This window comes from Massilia suwonensis (genome assembly GCF_042655665.1).
GTDB classification, from domain to species: Bacteria; Pseudomonadota; Gammaproteobacteria; order Burkholderiales; family Burkholderiaceae_D; genus Telluria; species Telluria suwonensis.
On the sequence record NZ_JBHSMR010000013.1, the window covers coordinates 2347747 to 2366679 of the forward strand.

Annotated in this window: 18 protein-coding genes; 5 read left to right on the top strand and 13 right to left on the bottom strand. The window is 64.8% G+C overall.

Annotated elements, in window-relative coordinates; all coding sequences use genetic code 11:
- Positions 1-124: 124 nt before the first annotated feature.
- The 8 genes from ACFPQ5_RS18590 to ACFPQ5_RS18625 all read right to left on the bottom strand — a co-directional run bounded on the left by ACFPQ5_RS18590 (position 125) and on the right by ACFPQ5_RS18625 (position 7196).
- On the bottom strand, positions 125-301 hold the full coding sequence (locus tag ACFPQ5_RS18590; RefSeq protein WP_379759118.1) for a hypothetical protein: 177 nt from the start codon (positions 299-301) through the stop codon (positions 125-127).
- Positions 302-303: 2 nt separating this feature from the next.
- Positions 304-1743 carry a sigma-54-dependent transcriptional regulator gene (locus ACFPQ5_RS18595; protein WP_379759121.1) on the bottom strand — a complete coding sequence of 480 codons (1440 nt, stop codon included), beginning with the start codon at positions 1741-1743 and terminating at the stop codon, positions 304-306.
- A 13-nt stretch (positions 1744-1756) separates the two neighbouring features.
- Positions 1757-3457 (bottom strand): sensor histidine kinase, encoded by a 1701-nt coding sequence (locus ACFPQ5_RS18600; RefSeq protein ID WP_379759124.1) that lies wholly within the window; start codon positions 3455-3457, stop codon positions 1757-1759.
- A gap of 14 nt (positions 3458-3471) precedes the next feature.
- Positions 3472-3726 carry a PP0621 family protein gene (locus tag ACFPQ5_RS18605; RefSeq protein ID WP_379759127.1) on the bottom strand — a complete coding sequence of 85 codons (255 nt, stop codon included), beginning with the start codon at positions 3724-3726 and terminating at the stop codon, positions 3472-3474.
- Complete coding sequence (locus ACFPQ5_RS18610; RefSeq protein WP_379759130.1) at positions 3723-4532, bottom strand: cytochrome C assembly family protein; 810 nt, start codon at positions 4530-4532, stop codon at positions 3723-3725. The genes ACFPQ5_RS18605 and ACFPQ5_RS18610 overlap by 4 nt, the downstream gene beginning before the upstream one ends.
- Positions 4533-4594: 62 nt before the next feature.
- On the bottom strand, positions 4595-5395 hold the full coding sequence (locus ACFPQ5_RS18615) for an ABC transporter ATP-binding protein (RefSeq protein ID WP_379759133.1): 801 nt from the start codon (positions 5393-5395) through the stop codon (positions 4595-4597).
- 1 nt (position 5396) lies between these two features.
- Positions 5397-6215 (bottom strand): ABC transporter permease, encoded by an 819-nt coding sequence (locus ACFPQ5_RS18620; protein WP_379759136.1) that lies wholly within the window; start codon positions 6213-6215, stop codon positions 5397-5399.
- Between the two features lie 9 nt (positions 6216-6224).
- Entirely contained in the window at positions 6225-7196 is a 972-nt protein-coding gene (locus ACFPQ5_RS18625) for an ABC transporter substrate-binding protein (RefSeq protein WP_379759139.1), read from the bottom strand.
- A 214-nt stretch (positions 7197-7410) separates the two neighbouring features.
- Here ACFPQ5_RS18625 and ffh point away from each other — a divergent pair, with 214 nt between their 5' ends.
- Both ffh and ACFPQ5_RS18635 read left to right on the top strand, forming a co-directional pair.
- Entirely contained in the window at positions 7411-8778 is a 1368-nt protein-coding gene (gene ffh / locus ACFPQ5_RS18630) for a signal recognition particle protein (RefSeq protein ID WP_136221208.1), read from the top strand.
- Between the two features lie 242 nt (positions 8779-9020).
- The gene (locus ACFPQ5_RS18635; RefSeq protein ID WP_136221207.1) at positions 9021-9422 is read left to right on the top strand and encodes an SWIB/MDM2 domain-containing protein; all 402 of its coding nucleotides are present in this window, start codon (positions 9021-9023) and stop codon (positions 9420-9422) included.
- 242 nt (positions 9423-9664) lie between these two features.
- On the opposite strand, the gene ACFPQ5_RS18640 is transcribed toward ACFPQ5_RS18635, so the two are convergent.
- From ACFPQ5_RS18640 to ACFPQ5_RS18655, 4 genes are all read right to left on the bottom strand, one after another.
- Positions 9665-11062, bottom strand: coding sequence for an alkaline phosphatase (locus ACFPQ5_RS18640; RefSeq protein WP_379759143.1), 1398 nt, complete (start codon positions 11060-11062; stop codon positions 9665-9667).
- Positions 11063-11082: 20 nt separating this feature from the next.
- Positions 11083-12513 carry an alkaline phosphatase gene (locus ACFPQ5_RS18645; RefSeq protein ID WP_379759146.1) on the bottom strand — a complete coding sequence of 477 codons (1431 nt, stop codon included), beginning with the start codon at positions 12511-12513 and terminating at the stop codon, positions 11083-11085.
- Between the two features lie 202 nt (positions 12514-12715).
- On the bottom strand, positions 12716-13363 hold the full coding sequence (locus tag ACFPQ5_RS18650) for a lytic transglycosylase domain-containing protein (protein ID WP_379759149.1): 648 nt from the start codon (positions 13361-13363) through the stop codon (positions 12716-12718).
- The gene (locus tag ACFPQ5_RS18655; protein WP_379759152.1) at positions 13363-15093 is read right to left on the bottom strand and encodes a proline--tRNA ligase; all 1731 of its coding nucleotides are present in this window, start codon (positions 15091-15093) and stop codon (positions 13363-13365) included. The genes ACFPQ5_RS18650 and ACFPQ5_RS18655 overlap by 1 nt, the downstream gene beginning before the upstream one ends.
- 204 nt (positions 15094-15297) lie before the next feature.
- Here ACFPQ5_RS18655 and ACFPQ5_RS18660 point away from each other — a divergent pair, with 204 nt between their 5' ends.
- The 3 genes from ACFPQ5_RS18660 (at position 15298) to ACFPQ5_RS18670 (ending at position 17320) form a co-directional block, all read left to right on the top strand.
- Positions 15298-15924, top strand: coding sequence for an RNA pyrophosphohydrolase (locus tag ACFPQ5_RS18660; protein ID WP_379759155.1), 627 nt, complete (start codon positions 15298-15300; stop codon positions 15922-15924).
- Between the two features lie 117 nt (positions 15925-16041).
- The gene (locus ACFPQ5_RS18665; protein ID WP_379759158.1) at positions 16042-16470 is read left to right on the top strand and encodes a DUF1841 family protein; all 429 of its coding nucleotides are present in this window, start codon (positions 16042-16044) and stop codon (positions 16468-16470) included.
- A gap of 262 nt (positions 16471-16732) precedes the next feature.
- Entirely contained in the window at positions 16733-17320 is a 588-nt protein-coding gene (locus ACFPQ5_RS18670) for a PEP-CTERM sorting domain-containing protein (RefSeq protein WP_379759161.1), read from the top strand.
- Between the two features lie 68 nt (positions 17321-17388).
- On the opposite strand, the gene ACFPQ5_RS18675 is transcribed toward ACFPQ5_RS18670, so the two are convergent.
- On the bottom strand, positions 17389-18894 hold the full coding sequence (locus tag ACFPQ5_RS18675; protein WP_379759164.1) for a SulP family inorganic anion transporter: 1506 nt from the start codon (positions 18892-18894) through the stop codon (positions 17389-17391).
- Between the last annotated feature and the right edge of the window lie 39 nt (positions 18895-18933).

An 18933-nucleotide genomic window follows, 5' to 3' on the forward strand; every position in this document is an offset into this window, starting at 1 on the left:
AACCTGCTGCTCAAGCCTTGATCAGCCAACCGTGGCCCTGCCCAATCGCAGTGCAGCGCGCACCGTTTTGCACTGGCGAAAAGGCAACGCTTTTTGACAAGATCGGGGTTGAGATGACACAAACTCAGGTCGTGGCGACCGGCGCGGGTGCCGGTGTTGCCGCCGGCACGCAAGCATTGGTACCGGCATCCCACTGCCCGCCCGACTTGCGGCAGGCATCGGCGGCCTTTTCGTGGCGCATCCACATGAAGGCGGCGATCAGGGCGATCGCCAGCGCGGCATAACGTAACAGTTTCGGCATGATCAATTCTCCGGAGCCTGGATATCGAGTTTCTGCATCTGGTAGCGCAGCTGGCGCACGCTGATGCCGAGCAGGCTCGCGGTGCGGGTGCGGTTGAACTGGGTCTGCTGCAGCGCGCGCTGGATGATGTCGCGTTCGACCTGCTCCAGGTAAGCCGGCAGGTTGCTCGGCAGCGAGGCGGGACCGAGCGGCGTAGCTTCCGGCGCGACCGGCGCCGCGGCGGGCATCGGTGGCGCGGCGGCCGGCGTGGGCGGCGTCGCCACGACTGGCGGCGGCTCCACGCGCGCCGTCTCGGCCACGCGGGCAGCCTTCAGCGACAGGTCCTCGACCTGGATCACGCCGTCGTTGGCAAAGGCGAGCGCCCGCTCCAGCACGTTTTCCAGTTCGCGCACATTGCCGGGGAAGGAGTAGGCACGCAGGGCCTCGAGCACGCCCGGCCCGAGCGAGGCGCCGCCGGGACCAGCCAGGCGCGCGAGGATGGCATTGGCCAGCACCGGCAGATCGTCGAGCCGTTCGCGCAGCGGCGGCAGCGCCAGTTCGATCACGTTCAGGCGGTAGAACAAGTCCTGGCGGAAGGCGCCGGTCTCGACGCACTTGGCCAGATCCTTGTGCGTGGCGCTGATGATGCGCACGTCGACCGGTTCCTCGGCCGTGGCGCCGATCTTGCGCACGCGCCGCTCCTGGATCGCGCGCAGCAGTTTCACCTGCATCGCCAGCGGCAAATCCGCCACCTCGTCCAGCATCAGGGTGCCGCCGTTCGCGGCCTGGAAGAAGCCGTCGCGCTCCTCCCCCGCTCCCGTGAAGGCGCCCTTGCGGTGGCCGAAGAATTCGGACTCCATCAGGTTTTCGGGGATCGCGCCGCAGTTCACGGCGACGAAGGGCTTCGCGGCGCGCGAACTCTGGGCGTGGATCTCGCGTGCGGCCAGTTCCTTGCCGGCGCCGGATTCGCCCGTGATCGCGATCGGCGCCATCGAACGCGCCAGGCGTCCGATCTGGGCGCGCAGCGCCTGCATCGCCTGCGAATGGCCGATCAGGCGCGAGCCCGTGCCTCCGCCTGCATCCTGGGCGGCACCCGGGTCCGACAGCTTCAGGGCCGAGCGCACCATCACGCGCAACTCGTCCAGCACCACCGGTTTGGAGACGTAGTCGAAAGCGCCGGCCTTGAGCGCCACCACCGCGTTCTCGGCGCTGCCGAAGGCCGTGATGACGGCGATCGGGGTCTTGCTGGTGCTCGACACTTCGCGCACCAGCTCCAGGCCCAGGCCGTCGGGCAGGCGCATGTCGGTCAGGATCAGGTTATACGCATTGTCGTCGGCCAGGCGGCGCGCTTCGCGCAAGGTCGCCGCGCAATCGACGTCCAGGCCCATTTTCAGGAGCGTGATCTCCAGTAGTTCGCGCAGGTCGGCTTCGTCGTCGACGACCAGGATGCGGGGTGAAGCCATACACTCCTCTATATTAGACAGCAGCCGCCTGCGGCTGGGCGAAGGTGATGACGAAACGGCCGCTGGCCTTGCGCGGGCCGAGCGCGCTCGTATCGAATCGCGATTCGTAATCCAGTTTAGCCCCATTGTTCAGACACAGCTCGCGCGCCAGGTACAGGCCCAAACCGGTGCCCTTGCTCGAGGTCGTATAAAAGGGCTCGAACAGGTGGGCGCGCACCTCCGGCGTGATGCCGGGGCCGTCGTCCTGCACGTGCAGCTCCAGCGTGCCGAAGGCGTCGAGCTCGGGCCAGATGCGGATGCTGGCCGGCTTGCGGCTGGCGTAGCGGATCGCGTTGCCCAGCAAATTGACCAGCACCTCCCGCAGGTGCAGGGCATCGAAGCGCACCTCGATCGCGCCGGCGCCGCCCAGCCACACCATTTCCTCGGGCAGGTCCTGGGTTTCGCAGAATTCGTTCTTCAGCTCCAGCAGGAACGGCGCCAGCTGCACCGGCTCCGCATACGGCTGGGCCTTGCGCGAGAGCTGCAGGATGTCCTCGACCATGCGGTTCACGCGCGCCACGTTGTCGCCGATGATTTTTAAAAGCCGCACCTCGGCCTTGCCATGCAGGTCTTCGGCCAGCAGGGCCGTCGCGTGGCCGATCGCCGACAGCGGGTTCCTCACTTCGTGCGCGATGCTGGCCGTCAGGCGGCCCATCGAGGCCAGTTTCAGTTGCTGCGCCTGGTTTTCGATGGCGCTCACGTCCTGCAGGAAGATCACGCTGCGCGCGGGCGCACCGCCGCCGGCGGCGACACTGGCGAAGCGCAGCTTCAGGTGGGCCGGCTGGTCGCGCCGCGCGCGCAGGCCCCCCTCGCCCACCGCCGTCTCCTGGTAAGGTTTTAATATGACCCAGGCTTCGTCCGGCCCCGCTTCGCCGGATACCGGCTCGACCGCGGCCAGCGCCGGCGTCGCCGCCGTGCCCATCCAGGCCGAGAAAGCGTGGGCCACCGGTTCCAGCCCCGGCAATTCGTCGAGGCGCAGGCCGGCCGCCGCTTCCATGCCCAGCATGCGCCGCGCCGCCGGATTGGCCGTGTGGATGCGGCCGTCGGTCCCGACCACCAGCACGCCGTCGCCGACGTCGGCGATCACGATCTCGTTGATCGCCTGCTGCACCTGCAGGTCGGCGCCGCGCTGGGCCGCCAGTTCTTCCTGCCCGATCAGGCGCGCCGCCAGCCGGTTGACCAGCCAGACGACGGCGAAAAAGGCGATGCCGTACATTCCCGCCTGCATCAGGGCCGGTTCGCCGTCGCGTGTAAACAGCTGCCAGGTCGATTCGAACAGGACGAACAGGGTCGCCAGCGCCGCCGAGAACAGGGCCGGCACCAGCGGCGCCAGGATCGCCGCGCCCGCCAGCGGGAACAGGTACAGGATGCCCAGGCCGCTGCGCACGCCGCCGGCGGCCAGGTAGAGCAGCGAGATCACGGCCAGGTCGACCGCGATCTGGCTGGTCAGCTGGACCGCGAAACGGCGGCGCCAGGACAGGGTCAGCGCGCCGAACACGAAGGCGGCGCCCAGATAAAAGAAGCAGATGCGCGCGTACGCCGGGGACGCCTGGGCGCCGCCGTCGCGCACGTCGAAGGCCAGGTACAGCATCAGCACCAGCGCGATCACGATGCGCGTGACGGTCAGCGCCCCCAGCGAACGCCAGAAGGTCGCGCGCGAGTGGGTGGACAACACCTGCCAGCCCGTCTTCAAAGCCTGGTGTTGGCCGGCAGATGGGCCGGGCTGCAGTAGTCGCGCCCGTCGGCGTGCAGCGCTTCCGAGGCCGGGAAATGCAGGCCGCACTGGGCGCAGCTGGTCATGTCCTCGATCGCGGCCGGCGGTGCAGCATGCGGCGGCTGCGGCGGGGTGTGCATCTGCTGCTTGCGCAGGGCCGCGCGCAGTTTCGAGCGCAGGGCGAAGAAGACCAGCACCAGCAGGGCGATCCAGAATACGATGCGGCTCATGCGATTCCCCGGTGGAGCACGACTTCAAGGACAAAACGGCTGCCGACATAGGCCAGCGCCAGCGTGGCGAAGCCCGCCAGCGTGAAGCGCAGCGCCGTCTTGCCGCGCCAGCCGCGCAGGTAGCGTCCGGCCAGCAGGGCCGCGAACAGGATCCAGGACAGCAGCGCGAACACGTTTTTATGATCCCAGCGCAGGGCGCGGCCGAACAGCTGTTCGGAGAACACCACGCCCGACAGCACGGTAAGGCTGAGCAGGACGAAGCCGATCCAGATCAGGCGAAACAGCAGCTTTTCCATGGTCAGCAGGGCCGGCAGCTGGTCCAGGGCGCCGCCCAGCCAGGTCCCGCCGGCCGGCACCGCGCGCGCATGCAGGCGCGACTCCTGCAAGGCCATCAATACGGCGTGGAAGGCGGCGATCGTCAGCGTGCTGTAGGCCAGCACCGCCACCGCCACGTGCCAGCCGAAGGCGCTCGACTGGTTTTGCAGCGGCATGACCGCACCCGGGAACACCAGCGGCAGCAAGGCCACGGCGCAGGCGCAGGGCATGACCAGGCGGCGCAGGCCGTCGAGGGCGAAATTGCGGTTCTCGATCCAGTAGGCGCCGACCGAGACCCACAGCGCGGCCGAGAGCATGATGGCGAAACCGATGCGCAGGCCGTTCGGTGCGAACGCGTCGCTCCACAGCGCCGCGCCGTGCACCGCCCAGGCCAGCGCGGTGACGCCGGAAATGAGGGCGCCCCGCTTTGAATCCAGCAGGGCGCAGGCCGCGTACAGGATCGCCGCGGCAAGAAATAGGGTGTTGTGCATAGCGCGAGTCTACACCATCGCGGCATGCGGGTGACAGGCCCCGGCCCGGCCTGCCTGGCGTTTCAATCGACCACGGCCATCCTTCGTTCGGCCTGGTGGTGGCGCTGCTGCTCTTCCATGACGAGATGGCCCAATTCGCGTTTCAGATCGTTGAACGCGGGCGCCGCCGGATCGCGCGGGCGCGGCAGGTCGACGAGGATGTCGCGCTTGACCGTGCCCGGCCGGTAGGTCATCACGACGATGCGGTCGGCCAGGTAGATCGCTTCCTCGATGCTGTGGGTGACGAACAGGATGGTTTTATTCGTCTCGCTCCAGATGCGCAGCAGCTCGTCCTGCAGGTTGCGCCGGGTGAGTGCATCGAGCGCGCCGAAGGGCTCGTCCATCAGCATGACCGGCGAATCGAGCGCCAGCACGCGCGCGATCGCGACGCGTTGGCGCATGCCGCCGGACAGGTCTTTCGGATAGCGCGACCGGAACTCGATCAGTCCCAGCATTTTTAAAAGCTGTTCGACCGTAGCCGCGATGCGCTCCTTGTCCTGTCCCTCGATCTCGAGGCCGAAGGCGATGTTGCGCTCGACCGTCATCCAGGGAAACAGCGCATACTCCTGGAACACCATGCCGCGCTCCGGCCCGGGCCCGGTCACCGGCGCGCCGTCGACCGTGATCCTGCCGCTGCTGGGATGGGAAAAGCCGGCGACGGCGTTCAGCAGGGTCGACTTGCCGCAGCCCGAGGGGCCGAGCAGGCAGGTGAACTGGCCGTGCGGGATATGGAGGTGGATGTCCTGCAGCGCCACGACCTGGCGCCGGCCGCTGACGAAGGTTTTGTTGACGCCGTCGATACGAATGTGAGTTGCCTTGCTCATCTCAGTGCTCCAGGCCGCGGTGCCAGCGCAGCAAATGGTTGTTCAGGCGGTTCATGCCGATGTCGATCGCCAGGCCCAGCATGCCGATGCTGACCATGCCGGCGATGATCTTGTCCGACCAGAAGTACTCGCGCGCTTCCAGGATGCGGTAACCGAGTCCGCTGTTCACCGCGATCATCTCGGACACGATGACGACGATGAAGGCGGTGCCGATGCCGATCCGGACACCCGACAGGATGTAGGGCACGGCGGCCGGCAGGATCACGCGCAGGAACTTGGTGCCCGGCCCCGCGCCCAGGCTGCGCGCCGCGCGCAGATAAATGCCGTCGACCTGGCGCACGCCGGCGATGGTGTTCATCAGCACCGGGAAAAAGGCGCCCAGCGCGATCAGGAACACGGCCGGCGGATCGCCCAGGCCGAACCACAGGATCGCCAGCGGGATGTAGGCAATCGGCGGGATCGGGCGCAGGATCTGCACCAGCGGATTGAACCAGGCATACACGGCGGCGTTCGCGCCCATCGCCAGGCCGAGCGGCAGCGCTAGTCCGGCGCCGATGGCAAAGCCCACCACCACGCGGTACAGGCTGGCCGCCGTATCGACCACCAGTTCGCCCGACAGTGCCCAGGCCAGCCAGGCGCCCTCCTCCGTCATCGGCTGCAGCGGCAGCAGGTACTCGACCCATTTGCGCCAGACGGCCATTGGTGCCGGCAGCACCTGGGGATTGACCAGGCCCGCCGCGGCGACCCATTGCCAGAGTGCGATGGCGAGGATCGGCACCACCATGCCGACCCCGAGTTCACGCCAGTTCCGTTTGTCCATGCTTGCTCCTTATTTGATCTGCAGGCTGGTCTTGGCCCCGGCCAGCAGCTCGGTGCGCACCCAGTCCTGGGCCCGCGGCGGCGTGCGCATGCGGCCGACGCCCGTCTTGACCATCATGTCGGTGGTGGCCTGGATGTGCTGGGGCGTGATGTCGTAGGAGAAGGGAGAATTGGCGATGGCGTCGTCGAAATCGTCCGCCGAGATCTGGCCCTTGAAGACGATGTCGCGCACGTATTTCGAGGCCAGCGCCTTGTCGTCGATGAAGGATTTCGTGGCCTGTACGAAGCAGCGCATGAATTTTTCGGCGACGGGTTTGCGCCCCCGGTAGAACTGTTCGGTCATGACCATGGTGCGCACCGGCTCGCCGATCGCGGTGCCGTAGGGTTTCATTACCTCCATGCCGAAGCCGCGGTTGATCGCCTGCGAGGACTGGGGTTCGGACTGCATCATGGCGTCGATCTGCCTGTTCAACAGGGCGCCGTTCAGGTCGGCGAAAGGCAGGTACACCAGCTGCACGTCCTTGCCGGGCATGGCGTCGGCACTGAGGCCATGGCGCGCCAGTTCCGCCATCAGGAGCACTTCCTGGATCGCGCCGCGGGTGACGCCGACCTTCCTGCCCTTCAGTTGGGCCACGCCCGTCAACTTCAAATCCGGCCGCGCCACCAGCCGCGCCCCGCCGCGCGCGAAGCCGGCGACGACTACGATCGGCGCGCCGCCGGCGCGGCCCGAGATCGCCGCTTCCGAGGCGGTGGCGCCGACGTCGAGTTCGCCGGCGATGATCGCCTGCATCACGTCCAGGCCCTTGGCGAAGATTTTTTCCTCGACCCGGATGCCGCAGCGCGGCGCGATTTCCTTGATATACGAGACGGCGCCGAAATGCGCCAGTTTCAGGTTCCCGAGCCGCACCACGTCATCGGCCTGGGCGCCGGCCGCCGCCGCCAGGGCCAGCGCGACCAGGGTTTTGCCAATTAAGCTCCTCATGCCAGTCCTCCCAAAAATAATTCCACACGGAAATTTTTCTCTGCGAGTGCAGAATGTGCCGGATAAAGCAAACCCGGTTTTTGAGAAGGCGCAGGACCGCGCCCAAAAATTCACGTAATGCAAGCAGCATCGGCGGGCGGGCGAGCTGTACGCAGGGTAAAATGACGGATTACCGAATGCTGTCCCCTATTTATATATAGTCAGGTGCAAGAACATGCTAGATAACCTTACCCAACGCCTTGCCAAGGTCGTCAAGACGATGCGCGGCGAGGCCCGCCTGACCGAGGCGAATACCGCCGAGATGCTGCGCGAAGTGCGCCTGGCCCTGCTGGAGGCCGACGTGGCGCTGCCGGCGGTGCGCGAGTTCATCGCCAAGGTCAAGGAAAAAGCACTGGGCGAAGAAGTCATCGGCTCGCTCAGCCCCGGCCAGGCCCTGGTCGGCGTGGTGCAGCGCGAGCTGGCCGCCCTGATGGGCGCCGACCTCGGTCCGGAAGCGACGCAGCTCTCGTTCGCGCAGCAGCCGCCCGCGATCATCCTGATGGCCGGTTTGCAGGGTGTCGGTAAGACGACCACCACCGGCAAGCTCGCCAAGTACCTGAAAGAGCAGAAGAAGAAAAAAGTGCTGACGGTGTCCGCCGACGTGTATCGCCCGGCCGCGATCGCCCAGCTCGAATCGGTGACCAAGCAGGTCGGCGCCGACTTCTTCCCTTCCCACTCGACCGACAAGCCGGTCGACATCGCCCTCAATGCGCTGGACTGGGCGAAGAAGCACTACCACGACGTCCTGATCATCGACACCGCCGGCCGTCTCGGTATCGACGAAGCGATGATGCAGGAAATCGCCGCCGTCCACGGCGCGGTAAAACCGATCGAAACCCTGTTCGTGGTCGACGCCATGCTGGGCCAGGATGCGATCAACACGGCCAAGGCCTTCAACGATGCGCTGCCCTTGACCGGCATCGTGCTGACCAAGCTCGATGGCGATTCGCGCGGCGGTGCGGCTCTCTCCGTGCGCCACGTGACCGGCAAGCCGATCAAGTTCGCCGGCGTCTCGGAAAAGCTCGATGGCCTGGAAGCCTTCGATCCGACCCGCATGGCCAGCCGCGTGCTGGGCATGGGCGACATCATGGCGCTGGTCGAAGAAGCCCGTAAAGGCGTCGACGAAAAGGCCGCGGCCGACATGGCCAACAAGATCAAGGCGGGCGGCCGCTTCGACATGAACGACTTCAAGGCGCAGCTGACGCAGATGAAGAAGATGGGCGGCATGTCCGGCCTGCTCGATAAACTGCCGGCGCAGTTCCAGCAGGCGGCGGCCGGCGCCAACATGGACCAGGCCGAGAAGCAGGTGCGCCGCATGTGCGGCATCATCGATTCGATGACGCCGCAGGAACGCGCCAAGCCGGAGCTGATCAAGGCCAACCGCAAGCGCCGCATCGCCGCCGGCGCCGGCGTGCAGGTGCAGGAAGTCAATCGCATGCTGACCCAGTACGACCAGATGCAGACGATGATGAAGAAGCTGAAGGGCGGCGGCCTGATGAAAATGATGCGCGGCATGAAGGGAATGATGCCCGGCATGCGCTGATTTTCCGGACGGTTTTGCCCTCTTCGACGCCGCGCCCGGCCCCAAGCCGGCGCGGCGTTTTTTCATGTGTTTTCTACCGGTTTTGAAGCCTATGCGAACGCGTTGCGAATAAACCCTGTTTTTTGGGCTTGTCAGAGTGAAAAAATGGCGAAAAAGACTTGCAGGAACAGTAAAACGCCACCAATATAAGCTGTGCGATGAATAGCGCAATTTCTCATTTTGTCCGTTTAGGAGGCTCGAAGATGGCAACAGCCAAGAAATCCCCAGCAGCGCCAGCAAAGAAAGCAGCCGCCAAGCCGGCCGCAGCGGCAAAGCCTGCAGCGAAGAAGGCAGCGGCTCCTGCCAAGGCAGCAGCACCGAAAGCGGCCGCCGCAAAGAAGCCGGCAGCAGCGCGCAAGCCAAACGCCGCGTTCATGAAAGAACTGACGCCGTCGGCCGAACTGGCTGCAGTGGTCGGCAACAAGCCGCTGCCACGTACCGAAGTGACGAAGAAAGTCTGGGAATACATCAAGAAAGCGGACCTGCAAGCTGCAGACAACCGCCAGATGATCAATGCCGACGACAAGCTGAAAGCCGTCTTCGGTGGCAAGGCCCAGGTCTCGATGTTCGAAATGACCAAGCTTATTTCGAATCACCTGAAATAAAATATTTGGCTTTCCTGGCCGAACGTTAAAAAGCCCCGCTCGTGAGATCGGGGCTTTTTGTTTTTGGGGCGTGCATCGAATATGCTGCGTCGGGGAACTGCCCCGTAAGGTGGGCGGGTCTCCCGCCCACGCGTCGATTGTTATCGGCGCCAATATCGTGCCGGATGATCTTGCTGCCAACGATCACCGCGTGGGCGGGAAAACCCGCCCACCTTACGGCCTACTAACCGCTTCGCAGGCAATCACAATCCCGCTGCCGCTTTCATCAGGTTGAACACCTGCGTGTTCTCGATCGTGCCGCGGAATGGCGCCGACCCTGCTCCCGCCGCATACAGCTTGACGTCCCCGCCACCGTGCGACTCGCTCGACCATTTGATCCCGGTCTCCTGGTGATAATCCGCGCTCAGCGCCTGCGCACTGTCCACATCCGCCCGCAGCTCCGGCCGGTTCGGCCCATTGCCGAAAACGAGCGTCGTAAACGTCTTGCCGTCCGCATCGCGCGTCGGCTCGCCGTTGCCGTAGCCACGCACGATGTCGAGCACCGGATTGCCGCGCTTCGGATAGCCGTTCAAAACCATCGTGTGGTCGTGGTCGGCCGTGACGACGATCAGGGTGTGGTCCAGGCCCGGATCGATGGCGCGCATCTTGTCCAGCGCGGTCTGGATCGCCTCGTCGAAGGCCACCGTCTCGATCAGCGCGTTGCGCGCATTGGTGTCGTGCAGCGCGTGGTCGATCTTGCCGCCTTCGACCATCAGGAAGAAGCCGTTCGGATTGTTCGACAGCAGCTCGATCGACTTGGCCGTCATCTCGGCCAGGGTCGGCTGGGTCGGCGAGCGCTTCGAGGCGTAATCGAGATGGCTCTCGGCGCTATACAGGCCGAGGAACTTCTTGCCCGGCCGGCTCGAGGCCATGTCGGCGCGCGTGTTGGCAATGAAGTATCCCTGGCGCTCGAATTCCTCGACCAGGTTGCGCCCGTCGCCGCGGCCCTTCGGATTGCGCTTGGCGTCATACGGCGTGAAGTGGTTGCGCCCTCCTCCCATCAGCACGTCGACGCCGTCTTTCAGGCGCGCGTTGTAGCCCGCGCCGCCCGGTACGATCTGCTGCGCGATCGTATAGGCCATGTCGCGGTCGCAGACGTGCGAGAAGGTCGACGCCGGCGTGGCGTGCGTGAGTTCGGTGGTGGTGACGGCGCCGACCGACTTGCCGGCGGCCTTGGCCAGTTCCAGGATCGTCATCGGCGAGCTGCCGTTGCCGGCGCCGCAGCGGTCGATCGAAGCGATGCCGTTGGCGTCCTTGCCCGGCGCGACCGGTTTCGCGTCCTTCATCGAGATGACGTCGTTGTTGATCTTCACGCCGGTCATGTAGGCGCCCATCGAAGGCGCGCTGTCGGTGACTTGCGCATCGGCGGAATAGGTCTTGATGCGCGCGGTGCGGTCGAGGCGCTCGAAGTTCAGGAGGCCGTCTTCGCCTTCCTTGAAGATGCGCGCGGCCGTGATCGTGGTCGGGCCCATGCCGTCGCCGAGGAAGAAGATGATGTTCTTCGCTTGCGGCGTCGGCGCCAGGCGCATGGTCGCCGCGGTCTGGGCCTGGGCGCCGCAGCAGGCTGCCAGCAGCAGCGTGGAGAGAATCGTTCTGGTCATCGTGTGCTTTCTGCTGGCGCTCATAGTCCCGCCGCGTTCTTGATCAGGTCGAACACGCGGGTGTTGTCGATGGTCCCGCGGAACAGTTCGGCGTTGGCGCCGGCCGCGCCGAGGTAGACGTCGGCGCCGCCATGGGTCTCGGCGCCTGCGCGCGTACGCACCACGGCTTCCTGGTGGTAGTCGTCACCGGCCGCGATCTCGTCGGTGAGCTTGACGTCCTTGCGGCTGCCCTGGATGCGGTGTTCGCCGGTGCCGAAACCGAGGATCGTGAACGGTGCGCCATCCTTGTCGAGGCGGACCTTTCCGTCCGGGAGGCTGCGCACCAGGCCCAGCACGCCGGGATTGGTCGGCGTGGTCCTGCCGGTGCGCGGCGAGTAGCCGTTGATCAGCAGGGTGTGGTCGTGGTCGGCCGTGGCGACGATCAGGGTGTTTTTCAAACCCGGATCGAGCTTGTTCATCTTATCGAGCGCGGTCTTGATGGCCGCGTTGTAGGCGACCGTCTCCTGCAGCGCGCGCTTGGCCAGTGTGGCGTGCAGCGCATGGTCGATCAGGCCGCCCTCGACCATCAGGAAGAAGCCGTTCGGATTGGTGGACAGGATGTCGATCGCCTTGGCCGTCATCTCGGATAATGCCGGCTGTTTGGCCGGATCGCGCGCCGCTTCGTACGTAAAGTGGTTCTGGGCGAACAGGCCGATGGCCGGCTGGCTGTTCGCGGCCAGCGCCTGCAGCTGCGCGGTGTCCGATGCGACGCGCCAGCCCTTACTCTGCAGCTCGCCGACCAGGTTGCGCCCGTCGCCGCGCTTGCCGCCGGCGTCGACGGACGTGAACTGCTGCAGGCCGCCGCCGAAGACCAGATCGAGGCCCGCGGCACCCAGCGCCTTGTTGTAGCCGGCGCCGCCCGGCACCAGGGCCGCTGCGATGTCCTGTTCCAGCTTGCGGTGGCAGGCGTGGGCGTAGGTGGCGGCAGGCGTGGCGTCGGTGACGCTGGTGGTGGTGACGACGCCGGCCGCCATGCCGCGCGCCTTGGCCAGTTCGGCCAGGGTCGGCACGGCCTGGCCGTTGTTGCAGCGGCTGACCGTGCGCTTGCCGTCCACGGTCGGCGACAGCGCGCGCGTATCGCTCGACATCGAGATCACGCCATTGTTCTGCTTCACGCCGGTCATGTAGGCCGACATCGAGGCGGCGCTGTCGGTCACCTGCGCGTCGTTCGAGAAGGTTTTCACGAAGGCCGATTCAGGCAGCGTGTCGATGGTCAGTTCGCCGTCTTCGCCGACGGCGTAGATGCGGGCGGCGGTGAGCGTGTTGATGCCCATGCCGTCGCCGAGGAAGAAGATGATGTTTTTCGCCTGTCCGTCAAGGGCGGCGCGCGGCTTGACGGCGGCCGGGCCGGTCGCGGCGCAGCCGGCGAGCGCCGCCAGCAGGCCGGCGGCGGCAAGAGGTGTGATTCGCATGATGAGTGTCGTAGCGGGAAAACGATGAGTGTATACCGCAACCGCCCAACGTGGATCAGGATGTTGACGCGTGCAGCAGGACGTAAGGTGGGCGGCTTTGCCGCCCACGCGTTCAATGTACGCGTGAATAGTCGCGAGGTTTCGTAGGCTGGCTGAACGCGTGGGCGGCAGAGCCGCCCACCTTACATGTGAAGCACGTGCATTATCGAGACGCGACCGATACGGGATTGAACTCCCACTTCTTCCACGCCGCCAGCACCGCATTCGGATACTGCGGCTTGCCGCGGCTGCCGTTGTAGCGGCCGAGCGCGAGGTAGAGGTTGCCGCGTTCCATGTCGATGTACATGCGCAGGATTGAGCAGCCGTAGCGCAGGTTCGTCTGCATGTGGAAGAGTTTGCGGCGGTCGTTGTCCCCGATGACCTTGGTCCAGAAGGGCATCACCTGCATGTAGCCGCGTGCGCCGACGATCGACACCGCGTACTTGCGGTAGGCCGATTCGACCTGGATCAGGCCCAGCACCAGTCCCGGATCGAGGCCGGCCCGCGTCGATTCGTACCAGACCGATTCGAGGAACTCGGTGCGCGAGAGCTCGTCCGGCAGGCGTTTTTTCAGACGCGCCGACATCTCGGTAAACCACGTTTGATAGCGCACGCGCGCCGCCTCGTCGCGGAAGCTCGGCTTGGGCGGACGCGTGTCTGCGATGGCGTTCGACAGCGCCAGGCGCACTGAATCGGCCATCGCCTCTTCTTTCTGGTTGCCGGCGTGCGCGCTCCCGCCCGCGGCCAGCGCGGCCGCAAGAAAGAGGCTGCCCAGCCAGGCCGCAGCCCGGCTGTGGAAACCCGGGCGCATCACTGGCTCAGCTTGCCCTTGATGAAGCCGACGATGTCCGCTACCGGAACCGCGGTCGCCTCGCTCTCGCGGCGGCCCTGGTATTCCAGGTTGCCTTCCTTAAGGCCGCGCTCGCCGATGACGACGCGGTGCGGCACGCCGATCAGTTCCCAGTCGGCGAACATCGCGCCCGGACGCAGGCCGCGGTCGTCGAGGATGACGTCCACGCCGGCGGCTTCCAGCTCGGCGTACAGCTTCTCGGTTTGCTCTTTGACCAGTTCGCTGCGATCCAGGCCCATCGGGCACAGCACGAGCTGGAACGGCGCCAGCGCATCCGGCCAGACGATGCCCTTGTCGTCGAAGTTCTGCTCGATCGCCGCGCCCAGGATGCGGGTCACGCCGATGCCGTAGCAGCCCATCTGCAACGGGGCCGGCTTGCCGTTTTCATCCAGGTAGGTCGCGCCCATCTTTTCCGAGTAGGCGGTACCGAGCTGGAACACGTGACCGACTTCGATGCCGCGCTCGATCGCGAGTACGCCCCTGCCGTCCGGCGAAGCGTCGCCTTCGACCACGTTGCGCAGGTCGGCAACGATCGGTTCCGGCAGGTCGCGGCCCCAGTTCACGCCCGTCAGGTGGGCGTCGACTTCATTGGCGCCGCAGACGAAGTCGCTCATGTTGGCGACCGTGCGGTCGGCAACCACGGTGACTGCCTGTTTTGGTGCGACAGGACCGAGGTAGCCCGGCACGCTGCCGTAGACTTCCTGGATTTCCTCTTCGGTCGAGAAGCGGTGGTTCGCCAGGCCCGCGACCTTGCCGACCTTGACTTCGTTCAGCTCGTGGTCGCCGCGCAGCAGCAGCATGAAGTACTGCTTGGTCACTTTACCGCCGGCTTCGTTCTCGACGGTCAGCGCGATGGTCTTCACGGTGCGCGCCAGCGGCAGGTTCAGCAGCTCGGCGACCGTTTCGCATTTCGTCTTGCCCGGGGTCGGCACCTTCTTCATGTCCTCGGCAGGCGCAGCGCGCTCGCCGATTGCCATCGCCTCAGCCGCTTCCATGTTGGCCGCGAAATCCGAATCCGGGCAGTAGACCAGCGCGTCTTCGCCGGTCGAGGCGATCACGTGGAATTCGTGCGAGCCCGTGCCGCCGATGGCGCCGTTGTCGGCCGCCACCGCACGGAACTTCAGGCCGAAGCGATTGAAGATGCGCACGTAGGCGTCGAACATGATCTGGTAGGACTTCTGCATGCCTTCCAGGTCACGGTCGAAGGAATACGCATCCTTCATCGTGAATTCGCGGCCGCGCATCAGGCCGAAGCGCGGACGGCGCTCGTCGCGGAACTTGGTCTGGATGTGATAGAAGTTCAGCGGCAGCTGGCGATAGGATTTCACCTCGGTGCGCACGACGTCGGTGACGACTTCTTCCGAAGTCGGCTGGATCGCGTAGTCGCGGCCGTGGCGGTCCTTGACGCGCATCAGTTCGGCCCCCATCTTGTCCCAGCGGCCGGTTTCCTGCCACAGCTCGGCCGGCTGCACGACCGGCATCAGGAGTTCGAGCGCGCCCGACTTGTTCATTTCTTCGCGGATGATCGCTTCGACCTTGCGGATCACGCGCAGGCCCGTCGGCATGTACGTATAGATGCCGGAGCCCAGGCGCTTGATCATACCGGCGCGCATCATGAGCTTGTGGCTGACGATCTCGGCGTCGGAAGGCGCTTCTTTAAGAGTTGAAATAAAAAATCGTGAGGCGCGCATATCGATGAATTCTTTTTAAAAAGAGAGAGTTATAATCGACCTAATTTTAAAGGATTAGCTGGCTGATGCGTCCAATCTTTGTACAAATGGGTCTTGAACACGCAGCGTCCGCCGTTTTCGTCGTGCACGAGGGAAGCTGACGTGTGGATTTGTAGGTAAAAATGTAAGGGACACAAAAGCCGGCAGAAAGTTTCGAGGTGCTTTATGCTCGATCGGGAAGGGTTCCGCCCCAACGTCGGCATCATCCTGCTTAACGCCAATAACGAGGTGTGGTGGGGCAAGCGGGTGCGCGAGCACTCGTGGCAGTTTCCGCAAGGGGGTATCAAATACGGCGAGACGCCGGAACAGGCGATGTACCGCGAACTCGAGGAAGAAATCGGTTTGCGCCAGGAGCACGTCAAGATCGTGGGCCGCACCCGCGACTGGCTGCGCTACGAGGTGCCGGATCACTTCATCAAGCGCGAGATCCGCGGCCATTACCGCGGCCAGAAGCAGATCTGGTTCCTGTTGCGCATGGTTGCGCGCGACAATGACGTCAATCTGCGCCTGACCGACCATCCGGAGTTCGACGCCTGGCGCTGGCACGATTACTGGGTGCCGCTGGACGTGGTCATCGAGTTCAAGCGCGATGTCTACCAGCGCGCATTGCAGGAACTGTCGCGTTTCCTGACCAGTCCGGCCCACGGCGGACAGGGCGAGCGGCGCCACAGCGCGCGCTACCTGCGCCAGCCGCGCAGCAGTAGTGCAGGCTCGGCCAAGCCGGCCGCCAAGGCGCCGCTGGCGGGGAGCGAACCGCAGTTAGCGCAGTTAATATTGGCGCCGGAAAAGTAACATCTAGCCAGGAGCAGGCACACCACGCAGTGGTGGGGCCTGCTTTTTTTTCGTCCCTGCGCGCCAGGACGGCGCACGCTACAATGGCGGTCTACGCCAACGTTTCACATTCCCCCCATGTTCACACCCTCCTCGCACGACGTGCGCCGCTTCTTCTGCGACGCCTTCCGCAAGCAGCGCGCTGGAGAGATCCTGACGCCGATGGACGCCATCGCCGCCGACTGGATCGTCCAGCACCCCGAATACCACGACGCCCTGATGGACGCCGACGAAGCCGTCGCGCGCGACTATTCGGTCGAAGGCGGCCAGCCGAATCCTTTTTTACACCTGTCGATGCACCTGTCGATTGCGGAACAGGTCTCGATCGACCAGCCGCGCGGCATCAAGGCGGCGCACGACCAATTGGTGGCGCGCATCGGCGAGCACGACGCACACCATGAAATCATGGAGTGCCTGGGCGAGATGATCTGGAAGTCGCAGAGAAATGGCGTGCCGCCGGATACCGAGGCGTATATCGAATGCGTGCGCAAACGCGCGACGCGCTGATATGGCGATGAAAGCGATACGAAAATGCGGCACATGCCGCATTTTTTGTATCGTATCCAAACTGCATGATTTTCGTCGGGAAACTTTACATTCAACGCGTAAATAAATCACCGATTTTTTGTAAGTACATGATCTTTCAGAAATAATTCCTAATGGCAAGAAAGTTGCTAAAACTGCAGCGTCACTGCTTGTAAAGCGCTATTCATGGCTGCATTGCAGGACCAAACCAATAACAAGCACTGCAATCCAAAACGGAGCAATCATGAAAAAGAAACTTGGTGTCGCCCTCATCGCCATGCTGGCCTCGCTGTCCACCCAGGCAGCTGTCCTGACCTTCACGGACCGCGCCGCTTTCGAGGCAGCCGTGTCGGCTCACACGGTCGACCGCCTGGATGACCTGTTCGATGGCCCAACCAACATGATCGATCGCAACGCCTACCAGATCAATATCCAGGCCTATCGCTGCAGCAGTGGCCCGTTCCAGTGCGGAGACAACTCGGCGCAGGGTTTTCAGTATCCTGCCTATGTGTGGACCTACAGTGGCGGCACATTCGATTTTGCGAATGCCATCAATGCCTTCGGTATCGATTTCGGCGACTACCAGCGATCGACGGCAAAGGTCTCGCTGAACGGGCAAGAGTATTCGAGCGCCAACGGCGGCTTCTTCGGCATCGTCGATACCGAGAACATGTTCACCAGCGTCAGCTATGCGGCCAACGGGTCGGGTTCGTTGTTCGACAACGTGACCTTCGGAACGGCAGGCGCCGCCGAAGTTCCTGAACCGGGCTCGATCGCCCTGTTCGCGATCGCGCTGGCCGGCGCCGGCTTCCTGCGCCGCCGCGCCGCGTAAGCACCGGCTGCTTCAATAAAAAATCCCCGGCCAGCCGGGGATTTTTTGTATCCCGTCCTCGGCCTGCTTCAAGCGAGCTTGTCGTCGGCCACCCGGTAACGCGGGTCTTCCAGCACGTTCACCTCGATCATGTCGCGCGCCTTCTCCAGCAGCTCGCGGCAGTCCGGGCTCAGGTGGCGCAGGTGCAGGCGCTTGCCCAGCGCCCGGTAGCGTTCGGCCAGCGCGTCGATCGCCTGGATCGCCGAGTGATCGACCACGCGCGCGCGGCGGAACTCGACCACGACATCCTGCGGATCGTCCTTCGGCGCGAACAAGCCATTGAAATGCGCGACCGAGGCGAAGAACAGCGTGCCGTCCAGTTCATACACTTTCCAGCCCTGGGCATCGACGCTGGTCGCGACCTTGATCTGCTTGGCGTGCTGCCAGGCGAAGACCAGGGCCGAGACGATCACGCCGGCCAGCACCGCGACCGCCAGGTCGAAGATCAGGGTGACCGCCGCCACCAGCACCACGACCAGGGTGTCGGCGCGCGGCACCTTGCCGATGGTGCGGAACGTGCCCCACTCGAAGGTCTTTTCGCAGACCACGAACATCACGCCGATCAGCGCCGCCAGCGGGATCTGCTCGATCCAGCTCGAGCCGAACAGGATGAAGGAGAGCAGGAACAGCGAGGCTGACATGCCCGACAGGCGGCCGTAGGCGCCGTTGTTCACGTTGATCATCGACTGGCCGATCATGGCGCAGCCGCCCATGCCGCCAAACAGGGCCGTGACGACGTTGGCCGCGCCCTGCGCCATGCACTCCCGGTTCGGCTGGCCGCGCGTTTCCGTGATCTCGTCGACCAGCGTCAGGGTCAGCAGCGACTCGATCAGGCCCACGCCGGCCAGCACCAGAGAATATGGCAGCACGATGCGCAAGGTCTCGAAGTTGAACGGCACGCTCGGCAGCGCAAACTGCGGCAGGCCGCCGCCGATCGAACCCAGGTCGCCCACGGTCTTCGACTCGATGCCCAGCAGCGCCGCGCCAGCCGTCACCACCAGGATCCCGATCAGGGTCGCCGGCACGGCCTTGGTGATGCGCGGCGTGACGTAGATGACGGCCATGGTCGCCGCCACCAGTCCCAGCATCGTGGCCAGCTGCGCGCCCTGCATCCACTGTCCATTGACCTTGAGGTGACCGAACTGGGCGATGAAGATGACGAGAGCCAGGCCGTTGACGAAGCCCAGCATCACCGGATACGGCACCATGCGGATGAATTTACCCAGCCGCGCGGCCGCGAACAGCATCTGCCACAGGCCCATCAGCACGATCGCCGCGAACAGGTACTGCACGCCGTGTTCGACCACCAGCGCCACCATGACCACGGCCAGTGCCCCGGCCGCGCCCGAGATCATGCCGGGTCGGCCGCCGAAGGCCGAGGTGATGAAGGAGACCAGCACGGCGGCGTACAGGCCGGTGAGCGGAGAGACGTGGGCGACCAGCGCAAAGGCGATCGCTTCGGGCACCAAGGCCAGCGCGACGGTCAATCCGCTGAGCAGGTTGGTCTTTAAATAGGCGGGTGAGACGGACTGCAAGAGACAACTCCAATAAAAATAAAATCCCCCGGAACCGAC